This is a genomic window from Actinoplanes sp. ATCC 53533 (assembly GCF_003947245.1).
The window spans coordinates 145,078-155,669 of record NZ_QHHV01000055.1 but is presented as its reverse complement, the minus strand read 5'-3'; the positions used below and the strand labels follow the sequence as shown (position 1 = coordinate 155,669).

The 10,592-nt window shown below is 68.9% G+C and carries 15 protein-coding genes and 1 pseudogene; 13 read left to right on the top strand and 3 right to left on the bottom strand.

Annotation, left to right across the window (positions count from 1 at the left end; all coding sequences use genetic code 11):
* The 3 genes from DMB66_RS19185 to DMB66_RS19175 form a co-directional block, all read right to left on the bottom strand.
* Nucleotides 1-241: hypothetical protein (locus DMB66_RS19185; protein WP_148112750.1), on the bottom strand; the 241-nt coding region annotated here is incomplete at its 3' end.
* 9 nt (nt 242-250) lie between these two features.
* On the bottom strand, nt 251-688 hold the full coding sequence (locus tag DMB66_RS19180) for a DUF1772 domain-containing protein (RefSeq protein ID WP_125805463.1): 438 nt from the start codon (nt 686-688) through the stop codon (nt 251-253).
* A 127-nt stretch (nt 689-815) separates the two neighbouring features.
* Nucleotides 816-1,589, bottom strand: coding sequence for an IclR family transcriptional regulator (locus DMB66_RS19175; protein WP_199752490.1), 774 nt, complete (start codon nt 1,587-1,589; stop codon nt 816-818).
* A gap of 100 nt (nt 1,590-1,689) precedes the next feature.
* Here DMB66_RS19175 and DMB66_RS19170 point away from each other — a divergent pair, with 100 nt between their 5' ends.
* The 13 genes and pseudogenes from DMB66_RS19170 (at nt 1,690) to DMB66_RS19120 (ending at nt 10,588) form a co-directional block, all read left to right on the top strand.
* A complete protein-coding gene (locus DMB66_RS19170; protein WP_125805462.1) occupies nt 1,690-1,962 on the top strand; it encodes a hypothetical protein in 273 nt (90 codons plus the stop codon).
* The gene (locus DMB66_RS19165) at nt 1,955-2,839 is read left to right on the top strand and encodes a hypothetical protein (protein ID WP_125805461.1); all 885 of its coding nucleotides are present in this window, start codon (nt 1,955-1,957) and stop codon (nt 2,837-2,839) included. The genes DMB66_RS19170 and DMB66_RS19165 overlap by 8 nt, the downstream gene beginning before the upstream one ends.
* Before the next feature lies 1 nt (nt 2,840).
* On the top strand, nt 2,841-3,812 hold the full coding sequence (locus DMB66_RS19160) for an NAD(P)/FAD-dependent oxidoreductase (protein ID WP_125805460.1): 972 nt from the start codon (nt 2,841-2,843) through the stop codon (nt 3,810-3,812).
* Nucleotides 3,800-4,129 (top strand): ferredoxin family protein, encoded by a 330-nt coding sequence (locus DMB66_RS19155; RefSeq protein ID WP_125805459.1) that lies wholly within the window; start codon nt 3,800-3,802, stop codon nt 4,127-4,129. Before DMB66_RS19160 ends, DMB66_RS19155 begins: the two co-directional genes overlap by 13 nt.
* A 2-nt stretch (nt 4,130-4,131) precedes the next feature.
* A complete protein-coding gene (locus DMB66_RS19150) occupies nt 4,132-5,265 on the top strand; it encodes an FAD-dependent monooxygenase (protein WP_199752488.1) in 1,134 nt (377 codons plus the stop codon).
* Nucleotides 5,262-5,930, top strand: a complete 669-nt coding sequence (locus DMB66_RS19145; RefSeq protein ID WP_125805458.1) for a class II aldolase/adducin family protein — start codon at nt 5,262-5,264, stop codon at nt 5,928-5,930. The genes DMB66_RS19150 and DMB66_RS19145 overlap by 4 nt, the downstream gene beginning before the upstream one ends.
* Entirely contained in the window at nt 5,927-6,931 is a 1,005-nt protein-coding gene (locus DMB66_RS19140; RefSeq protein ID WP_125805457.1) for a cupin domain-containing protein, read from the top strand. Before DMB66_RS19145 ends, DMB66_RS19140 begins: the two co-directional genes overlap by 4 nt.
* The gene (locus DMB66_RS19135; RefSeq protein ID WP_125805456.1) at nt 6,928-7,749 is read left to right on the top strand and encodes a fumarylacetoacetate hydrolase family protein; all 822 of its coding nucleotides are present in this window, start codon (nt 6,928-6,930) and stop codon (nt 7,747-7,749) included. The genes DMB66_RS19140 and DMB66_RS19135 overlap by 4 nt, the downstream gene beginning before the upstream one ends.
* A pseudogene (locus DMB66_RS65930) lies at nt 7,739-8,107 on the top strand (maleylpyruvate isomerase N-terminal domain-containing protein); the annotation flags it as partial. The gene DMB66_RS19135 and the pseudogene DMB66_RS65930, both read left to right, overlap by 11 nt.
* The gene (locus DMB66_RS65925; protein WP_199752498.1) at nt 8,103-8,318 is read left to right on the top strand and encodes a hypothetical protein; all 216 of its coding nucleotides are present in this window, start codon (nt 8,103-8,105) and stop codon (nt 8,316-8,318) included. The pseudogene DMB66_RS65930 and the gene DMB66_RS65925, both read left to right, overlap by 5 nt.
* Complete coding sequence (locus DMB66_RS65920) at nt 8,264-8,878, top strand: MBL fold metallo-hydrolase (RefSeq protein WP_370318740.1); 615 nt, start codon at nt 8,264-8,266, stop codon at nt 8,876-8,878. Before DMB66_RS65925 ends, DMB66_RS65920 begins: the two co-directional genes overlap by 55 nt.
* A 14-nt stretch (nt 8,879-8,892) precedes the next feature.
* Nucleotides 8,893-9,414, top strand: coding sequence for a flavin reductase family protein (locus DMB66_RS19125; RefSeq protein WP_125805454.1), 522 nt, complete (start codon nt 8,893-8,895; stop codon nt 9,412-9,414).
* Between the two features lie 13 nt (nt 9,415-9,427).
* Nucleotides 9,428-10,588 carry an acyl-CoA dehydrogenase family protein gene (locus DMB66_RS19120; RefSeq protein WP_125805453.1) on the top strand — a complete coding sequence of 387 codons (1,161 nt, stop codon included), beginning with the start codon at nt 9,428-9,430 and terminating at the stop codon, nt 10,586-10,588.
* Nucleotides 10,589-10,592: the final 4 nt, after the last annotated feature.

The window sequence follows — 10,592 nt, the reverse complement described above, 5'->3', positions numbered from 1 at the left end:
AGGACAGCAGCGACTGGTGGGAGCCGTAGACGACCACGACCTCGGCGATGGAGTTGCCGTGGAAGAAATGGCCGTACTCCATGTCCGGTCCGCCCCAGAGCACGGCGCCGCACGGCACGATCGAGCCGGCGTCGTCGTAGGGGAACAGCGGAATCAGCTGGTTGGCTGCGCCCGACATCCGCTCGTAGATGTTGACCTTGAGCGGTTCACGGGATGGGTCCGGCGGTGGAATGCGGTTCAAGACGACCTCCTACGAAAGCGTCGCGGTGACGAACAGCCCCAGGCTAGCGACGGCCAGGACGGTGCGGACGAGATGCAGCCAGGTCCAGCGGGTGTGCAGGGACGCGGCGTCGGGTGGCGGCGTCCCTTCGGGGAGCCGGCGAAATTTGGTGTTGATGGGTTCGAGCAGCAGGACGGAGCCGACGACGATCAGCGTGATCCCACCCAGCGCGATCCAGGCCAGCGCGCGAGCGATGCCCTCGTGCCGCAGGGCGAACACAACCCCTAGGACGAGGATGGCGATCGCGAGGATCGGCATCGTCGGGTCCATCCGGTGCAACGACCGGCGGAAGTCGACCGCACGGGGCACGGGGTCGAGGCGACGCCACACGGGGATGCGTTCCCAGGCGATTGTCGTGATGGCGCCTGCCCAGACTCCAGTGATCATGACAAGAGCGGCTTCCAGCATGTCGACTCCGAGTATGTAGCGTGATGCGGAACAGTGAATCGCAATGTGCGACTATTCGGCAAGAAGAAGCGAGTACGAAAAAAGACCGGACCTCGAAGTGAGGTCCGGTCCTGTCCGACGGCAAACGCTAGACGATCAAGCCGCTCAGCTCCTTGGCGGTGCGCATGGTGGCCGTCGACACCCGTTCGATCCATCCCTGGTCGGCCCGCGACCGCGGCCCGGTCACGACCACCGCCGCGCGAACCTTGCCTTGGCGGTCCTTGACGACCGCGCCCACCGCACTGACGTCGTTCTCGCTCTCGGCGTTGTTGACGGCATACCCACGCAGCCGCACCTCGTCCAACTGTTCACGCAGTGCGGCCACGGAGGTGAGCGCCCGCTCCGTGGGCGCCGTCAGCGTCTCAGTGGGATACAGGGCGACCACTTCCCGCTCCGTCAGCTCAGCAAGCATCGCTTTGCCGGCGGCTGTGGCGTGAGCCGGGAGCGTCCAGCCCACCCGGGAACTGGTCTTCAGGACCTGCTCACTCTCCACGCTCTCGACGAACAACACCTCGGCGCCGCGCAGCGTGGCCAGATGCACCGTCTCCCGGGTGGCATCTCGCAGCCGTACCAGAGCGCCGTAGGACAGGGCGCGCACGTCCATGTTCTGCACGACAGCCAACCCGATATCCACCAGGACGGGCCCGGCCCGATAGCCCCGCGAGTGCTCGTCCTGCGCGACGAACCGGTGATGACTGAGAGTGGCGAACATCCGGTGAACCGTCGAACGCGACAGCCTCATCTCTCGGCTGACCTCGTTGACGCGCAGCAACTCTCGCTCTTCGAAGAGCCGCAGGAGACGCAGCACGTTGTCCACGGCGCCGATGAGGCCGGACGGGCGGGGAGAGAGGTCAGGATCCACGAAGAGCAGGCTATCGCGCACGAATCAACCCCTTGAATTGCTCGTAACATGGTCGCATAATCTGAGACACTGTTCCGTATGATGACACATGGAGGCACTGATGGCACTCTTCGTCGGCCTGCACCAGGCTCCCGGGCTGTCGCCCGAGGAGATCGCCGGATATGGCCCCGATGTGGCGGCGGGGGTACACGCGACGTTCAAGCAGCTACTCGTCAACACCACGGACGGCTTCATCGTCACGCTGTACGAGGCCGCCCACCGCGACGACGTGGAGCGCGAATATGAGCGGGTCGGCTTTCCCTTCGACTCCATCACCGAGATCGACTTCACGCTGGACGCCGAAGGACTCGCCCGGATGATCAGCAATGCGTGAGCCCGTCACCGTGCGGTTCCGGGGCGACTGGGGACAGGCCAACATGCACCGGATCTGCGGCTGGCTGGCCCAGGAGATGGGCGACCGCGCACCGGAGGGTTCCCGGTTCGCGATCTGGTCGGGCCGCGGCGGCAGCGACCAGGTCGACGCGCTCCTCACCGGCGAGGTGGACATCGCGATCGTCACGCCGACCGCAGCGGTCAGCAAGCTCTACGGCGAACACGCTGGTCTGCGCTGTCTCGGCGTGATCGGCCAGCGCGACCGCCTGGTCGTGGCCGTGGACGCCGAACTGCCCGTCCAGACCGTGGCGGACCTGGACCAGGTAACGGTGGCGACCTCGCCCGACGACGGGGTGAACCTCGTGGGCTACCTCGCCCACCGGGTGCTGCGCGCGGCGGGAAAGCTCACCTTCCACTACGACGAACGCCCTTTCCCGGCCATCCGCCGTTTTGCCGAGGGCAAGGCCGACGTCCTCGTCCACGAGGCGATCATGATGCCCGCCTGGCAGCGCATCGCCGACCGGCGACCGGTCCGCTACCTCCCGCTCGACGAGCCCGGTTGGCCGGGCGCCACGGTCGAGGCGGGCTACCTGCCCGGCCTCACCGAGGACCTGCGGACCCTAGACTTCTCCGACTTCGCGGTGCTGTGCCGCACCGACCTGTCCGACGAGATCGCCGAACTGGCCACGTGGTGCATGGTGAAGACCCGGCGGGCGCTGGAGGTCCAGTACGCGCACATTCCGCCCGAGCGGTCTCCGCTCACCTACCCGCTGGTCCCCGCCGACATGGCCAGGACACCGATCGCATTGCATCCCGCCGCCGCGCGGGTATACGCCGGGCCGGACGAAGCCCTGGACGACGCGCTCATCTGGAGCTGACATGCCGGACACGGATCTGCTGATCGTGGGCGCCGGGCCGGCCGGCCTGTTCGCCTGTTTCTACGCCGGGTTGCGCGGGTTGCGGGTGACTCTGCTCGACAGTCTGTCGCATCTGGGGGGCCAGGTCGCAGCCCTGTACCCGGACAAGAACATCTTCGACATCGCCGGCTTCCCGGCTGTCACCGGCCGGGAACTGGTCGACGGCCTCACCGAGCAGGCGCGGCTCGCTGACCCCCGGATCGTGCTCGGTGAGCAGGCCGCGGAGCTGGAGAAGGACGCCGACGCGGTCACGGTCACCACCTCGTCGGGCCGGCGGATCCGAGCCGGTGCGGTGCTGATCACCGCCGGCATCGGCAGCTTCACCCCGAAACCCCTTCCCGCCCTCGACGGCTGTCATGCGCGGGGTGTGCATTACGTGGTGGCCGCCCCGCCGGAGTACGCCGGCCGGCATGTCGTGATCGTCGGTGGCGGCGACAGCGCGGTCGACTGGGCCAACACCCTGGTCAATCACGCCCGATCGGTCACGCTTGTCCATCGTGGACGGCGGCTCCGTGCCCACCCCCGGTCCCAGGACGCTCTGCGGGCGTCGAGTGCCGAGGTTCTGGTCACCTGTGAAGTCACCGCCGTGCATGGAGCCGAAGACCTCGAGGGCGTCACCCTCAACTCCACCACCTACCGCCAAGCCGACGTGCTTATTCCCGCCCTCGGGCACACCGCATCCCTGGGGCCGCTGGAGAGCTGGGGCATCGGCGTACACGATCGGCGCATCGAGGTCGGAACCGACATGGCGACCTGCGTGGACCGGGTCTACGCCGCCGGCGACGTCACGGTCTATCCCGGCAAGGTCCGGCTGATCGCCGTCGGTTTCGGCGAGGCGGCGACCGCCGTCAACAACATCGCGGTACGGCTTCGTCCCGATGAGGAGCTGTTCCCGGGCCATTCGACCGAAAGGGAGGCGTCATGGCCTACGTGATCAACGATGCCTGCATCAACGAGATGGACGGTTCGTGCGTGGACGCCTGTCCCGTCGACTGCATCTATGAGGGACTCGCTAAGCGCTACATCAATCCGGGCGAGTGCATCGACTGCGGCGCCTGCCTGCCGGAGTGCCCGGTCGACGCCATCACGACGCTGAAGGCGAGCGACCCCGTCTGGGCACGGGACAACGCGGAGTTCTTCACGTTGTCCCTGCCGGGCCGGGCGCAACCGCTCGGCGACCCGGGCGGCGCGTACGGCGCCGGACAGATCGGCACTGACACGCCTCTCGTGACCAGCTGGACGAAGGAGTGAACGTGCTTCTGATCATCGGGGGCGGAATCGGCGGGATGACCACGGCTCTCGCCGTCGCCCAGGCAGGCTTCGACGTCCACGTGGTCGAGCAATCACCGGAGTTCAGCGAGATCGGTGCCGGCATCCAGCTCGCCCCGAACGCGATGCGTGCCCTGGAACGTCTCGGCCTGCTGCCCGCGCTCGAAGAGGTGTGCGTACAGCCCCGCAACCTCATCTTCATGCACGCCGACACGGGCAGGCGCCTCGGGACGGTCGACTTCGGCCCGTCCTTTCGCCGCCACTTCGGCCAGTCCTACACCGTTCTGCACCGCGGTGATCTGCTCGAGGTCCTGCTGGCAGCCTGCCGCACGCACCCCCGGATCACGCTGGAAACCGCCCGCGAGGTCGTGGGCGTCCGCGAGGACGGTGAGGTGCGATTCGCCGACGGTACCCGCCTGGTCGGCGACGGCGTGGTGGGCGCGGACGGCCTGTGGTCCCGCACCCGTGCACTGGTTTCGAATGACCGACCGCACTGCTCGCAATACGTCGCCTACCGGGGTGCGCTACCGGTGACAGTCGATGTGGAGGACGAGCTCATCTGGATCGGGCCCGGAAAACACCTCGTCCAGTACCCCATCCGGCAAGGCCAGCTATACAACCAGGTAGCGGTCTTCCGCAGCCATCGCTACCGAGCGGACACCGACCAGTGGGGCACCCCCGACGAGCTGATCGAGGCCTTCGCCACCTCCTGCGCGCCGGTCCGCACCGCCATCGAGGCCATCCCGACCGATCGCCGCTGGCCGATGTACGACCGGCTGCCCATCGACAACTGGACCAAGGGGCGGGTCACGCTCCTCGGCGACGCCGCCCACCCCATGCTGCAGTACCTCGCTCAGGGCGCGTGCCAAGCCATCGAGGACGCCGAGTGCCTGGCCCGGCACCTGGCCAAACAGGACGGCGACATCACCGAGGCGTTCGCCGGCTACCAGGCCGACCGCATCGGCCGCACCGCGCAGGTACAGACGATCGCCCGAGCCTGGGGCGACGTCTGGCACGCCGACGACCTGATCGTCCCGGCGCTGCGCGACCGCGTCCTCTCCCGCCGCCTAGCCGACGACTACACCGACCTGAACTGGCTCTACCAGGGGGGACCATGAGAGACGAGGTGGTCCGCGCCAGCCGCGCGCTGGCCTTCGCCGGGTTGGGTGACATGGTCTGGGGCCATGCCTCCGTCCGCGACCCCGAGGGCCGCGGCGCCTGGATGAAGGCGTCGGGCTGGGGCTTCGAGGAGATCGACGCCGAGCGGGTGCTGCTGGTCGCGCCCTCCGGCGAGGTGCTCGACGGCGCCGGCAAGCGGCACATCGAGTACCCCATCCACACCGAGATCATGGGTCGACGCCCCGACGTCGGCTGCGTCGTGCACACCCACGCGCCCGCGCTGGCCGCCTTCGCCTCGCTGGATGAGCCGCTGCGGCCCATCTCCCACGACGGCGTCCCGTTCGCACGGCTCCCGCGCTTCACCCAGACCGGCGCGCTGATCGCGTCCGCCGACCTGGGCCACGCGCTGGCCGAAACCCTCGGCGACGCCAACGCGGCGCTCATGCCCCACCACGGCGCGGTGACCGTCGGACCTGACCCGGCAACCGCGGTCATGTACGCCGTGCTGCTCGAACGGGCCTGCCGTACCCAGCTCACGGCCATGGCGGCGGGTGGTCCCCGGACGTGGTCGGACGAGCAGGAAACCGCCTTCAAGAACGGCCAGGTCTGGAATCCGGACCAACTGGCGGCCGGCTACCGCTACCTGACCAGGAGATCATCATGACCGATCAGCTGTACAAGGACTTCGACAACGCCGGGCTGATCCCGCTCTGGAACCTGCGTGAGGAGTTGATGCCCAGCACACCGAACCCCAAGGCCGTGCCGTCCATCTGGCACTGGGACGAGCTGTACCCGCTCGCGGCCCGAGCCGGGGAACTCGTGCCGGTCGGCCGCGGCGGAGAACGACGGGCCATCGCCGTCTCCAACCCGGGCCTGCCCGGACTGCCGTACGCCACCCCCACCCTGTGGGCGGCCATCCAGTACCTCGGACCGAACGAGGTGGCGCCCGCCCACCGGCACAGCCAGAACGCCTTCCGGTTCGTGGTCGAGGGAGAAGGCGTATGGACCGTGGTCGACGGCGACCCCGTCGCGATGCGCCGTGGCGACCTGCTGCTGACGCCGGGCTGGTGCTTCCACGGCCACCGCAATCCCAACCCGCAGCCCATGGCCTGGCTCGACGGACTGGACATCCCCTTCGTCCACTACACCGACTCCGGCTTCTTCGAGTTCGGTGAGGACGGTGTCGACGACCGCAGCACCCCCGAACGCTCCCGCTCCGAACGGCTGTGGGGGCATCCCGGTCTGCGGCCCTTGACGGCACCGTCGCGGGCTCCGCTTGTCGCGTACCGCTGGCAGCACACCGACGCCGCACTGCACGATCAGCTCGCCCTGGCCGAAGGCCTGGTCGAACCGAACCATGCCGCCGTCCGATTCATCAACCCGGCCACCGGTACCGACGCGTTGAGCACCATGCGCATGGAGATGCACCGGGTCGTGGACACCAGCACGGCACCAAGGCGCGAGGCCGCTTCCAGCGTCTGGCAGGTCTTCGACGGCACCGGCGCCATCACCCTCGACGGCACCCGCACCGAGCTACGGCGCGGCGATCTGATCGCGGTCCCGTCCTGGTGCTCCTGGTCCATCGAGGGCGACCTCGACCTGTTCCGGTTCAGCGACGCTCCGATCCTCGAACGACTCGGCCTCTACCGGGAGCAGCAGGCATGAGACTGGCCACCATCCGCACCGGCGGCACGACCGCCGCGGTACGCATCGACGGCGACGACGCGATCGAGCTCGGCGTCGCCGACGTGGGCGAGCTGCTGACCCTGGAGAGCTGGCGCACGATGCCCGGCAACGGCGTGCGCCACGCCGTCGCCGGGCTGGACTACGCACCCGTCATCCCCCGGCCGGGAAAGGTCATCTGCGTCGGGCTGAACTACCGGTCCCACATCCTGGAGATGGGACGCGATCTGCCCGCGTTCCCCACCCTGTTCACCAAGTTCCCCGCCGCGCTGATCGGCGCCCACGACGACGTCGTCCTGCCGGCCGAGTCCACGGCCATGGACTGGGAAGGCGAACTGACGGTCGTCATCGGCAGCCGGGTGCGGCGGGCAACCCGGCCGGAGGCGCTGGCCGCCATCGCCGGGTACAGCGTGCTCAACGACGTGACCGCACGCGACTGGCAGTACCGCACCGGGCAGTGGCTGCCGGGCAAGACATTCGAGGCGACCACGCCGTTCGGCCCCCACCTGGTCACCGATGTTCCCGGCGACCTTGTGCTGGAGACGCTGGTCGACGGCGAGATCGTGCAACAGGCGAAGGTCGCGGATCTGCTGTTCGGGCCGGCCGAGCTGATCGAGTACCTGTCGACGATCATCACGTTGGAGCCCGGCGACGTCATCGCGACCGGCACTCCCGGCGGCGTCGGGCACGCCCGCAAGCCTTCGCGCTACCTGACCGACGGCACCGTGCTGACCACCCGCATCACCGGCCTCGGCGAATGCCGCAACGTCTGCCGTACGGAAAAGACCCATGGATCCTGAGACCTCAGGCTGGCTGACCCGCGGCAGCGAGCTGCTCCTGACCGAAGCTGAGGCGCTCGGCGATCCGGGAGCGCTGACCGAGCCGAGCCTGCTGCCCGGCTGGAGCCGGGCCCACCTGCTGACGCACCTGGCCCGCAACGCCGACGCGCTGGGAAACCTGCTGACCTGGGCCCGGACCGGCGTGGAAACCCCGATGTACCGCGACGCCGCCCAGCGGGCCGCCGAGATCGAGGCCGGTGCCGGCCGGCCCGCCCCGGAGATCCTGACCGACCTGGCAACCAGCACCGCACGGCTCGACGGCCGGATCAGCCAGATGCCGGCCGAGGCCTGGACGGCCACCGTGACCACCGCGCATCGCCCTGCGCCTGCTCGGCGAGGTCACCGGCTCCTTCAAGACCCGGCCCTGTCCGGCCGTCACCGTCAGTCCTACCGACGCCGACACACGGTTCACCACACGCCTCGACGAGTCCGACCCGGGCCCGACCGTCACCGGCACCACCGCGGAACTCCTGCGATGGGCCACCGGCCGCGGCCGCCCGGACCTTCCCACCCTCCCGGTTTGGTTGTGACACCCATGCAGATCACCCACTTCGGCCACGCCTGCGTCCTGCTCTCCGGCAACAGCCGGGTGTTGCTGGACCCCGGCTCCTACTCCTCCGGTTTCGAGACACTGCGCGATCTCGACGCCGTCCTGATCACCCACGACCATCCCGATCACCGGGATCCAGACCGCCTACCCGCCCTGCTGGAGGCCAACCCGGCCGTACGACTCGGCGCCCCGCCCGACAAGACCGAGGTGGTCGCCGGCCAGCACGCCGTCATCCACCCCGACCTGCCCGGAATGGCCAACAACGGCTACCTGATCGAGGGCGTGTTCCATCCCGGCGACGCGTTCCTCCCACCGCCCGGCCCGATCACGGTGCTCCTGCTGCCCATCGGCGGGCCGTGGATGAAGATCGGCGAGGCCATCGACTACCTGCGCACCGTCGAACCGGAACTGGTGATCCCGATCCACCAGGCCGGACTCGCCCCGATACACCAACAACTGCACCACCAACTCGTCAGCAAGCTCGCGCCTGCGCGGACCGAGGTCCAGGTGCTCGAGCACGGCGTTCCGTACACCGTCTGAAGGCTGGTCGAACAATGGTCAATGAGCAGGCCTTCCGCGACCTGATGGCCGGAGTGTGCGCTCCCGTGACGGTCGTGACCGCAGCCCAGGACGGCGTCCCGTATGGCACCACGGTCAGTGCGTTCGCTTCGCTGTCGCTGCGGCCGCCCATGGTGACCGTCGCGTTCGACCGCGGCTCCAACGTGCTGACCCGGATCCTGGCCACCGGGCGGTTCGGCGTGAACGTCCTGGGCCAGGCGCAGGACGACCTCGCCCTGGCATTCGCCCGGCGCACCAGCAGCCGATTCGACGGCGTCGACTGGCACCAGGACCACGGCCTGCCCCGCCTGGCCGAAGCGCCGAGCTGGCTCGTCTGCGACCTCGCCCAAGCGGTCGAAGGCGGCGACCACCTGCTGCTGCTCGGTTCGGTCGCCCATGCCCAGACCGTCGTCGCCGCACCCCTGGTGTACGGCCACCGCATGTTCGGCACCCATTCCGGGTTCGCCCAACGTGCCCGCCATGCCATCACCGATCTGGTAGCCGCCTTCACCCGTTAAAGAAGGAACAACCATGCAGGAACTGATCGCACGGGCCACGGCCCTGCAACCGCTGTTACGCGAACACGCCTCCAAGATCGACTCTGACCGTCGCGTACCCGACGAGGTCATCGACGCACTCACCCGCAGCGAACTGATGCGCCTGTCCATCCCCAAGCGGTACGGCGGGCTCGGCACCGACATGCGCACCATGCTGGAGGTGTCGGCCGCGGTCGCCGAAGGCGACGGCTCCACCGCCTGGCTGGTCACTCTCGTCAACGTCTGCAACTGGCTGACCTCGCTGTTCCCCGAGCAAGCGCAGCAAGAGGTCTTCGCCGACCCCGACGCCCGGGTCACCGGCGTCCTCACCCCGTCGTCCACCGCCGTCAAAGTCGACGGCGGCTGGCGGGTGACCGGCCGCTGGTACTACAACTCCGGATCGTGGCACTCCACCTGGGCGGCGCTCGGCGTACCGCTGACCTCAGACAGTGGCGAGGTCGTCGACCAGGGGCTCGTGCTCGTGCCGCGCGCCGACCTGGACATCGAGGACACCTGGTTCGTCACCGGGATGCGCGGCACCGCCAGCAACTGCCTGATCGCCGAGGACGTCTTCGTCCCCGCCCACCGCGTGCTCTCCGTTCCCGCCGCCATCGCCGGCGATTACCCGGCCGAACACACCGACGAGCCGCTGACCCGGTCCGCGTTCGTCCCGGTCCTGGCGCTGGTGCTCACCGGCCCGCAGATCGGACTCGGCCGCGCCGCGTTGAAGTACGTGATCGAGAAGGCCGGCAAGAAGGCCATCACCTACACCTTCTACGAAACACAGGCCGAGTCCACCGCTTTCCAGCTGCAGATCGCCGAGGCCGCCAACAAGATCGACACGGCGTACCTGCACGCCGTCCGCGCCGCCACCGACATCGACGCCTGGGCCCAGACCGGCGAATATCCCGCCCTGTTGCAGCGCGCCCGGGTCCGGGCCGACACCGGCGTCGCCGTGCAGAGCACTCTCGTCGCCCTGCAGATCCTGCTCGACGCCCACGGCGCCGCCAGCTTCGCCGAGGTCAGTCCGCTGCAACGGATCTGGCGCGACGCCAACACCGCCGGCCGGCACGCCGTCGCCGTCCCGCAGATCGGCTTCGAGGTGTACGGAAAAGCGTTGCTCGGCGTCGACAACCAGATCACCCCACTCATCTGAGGAG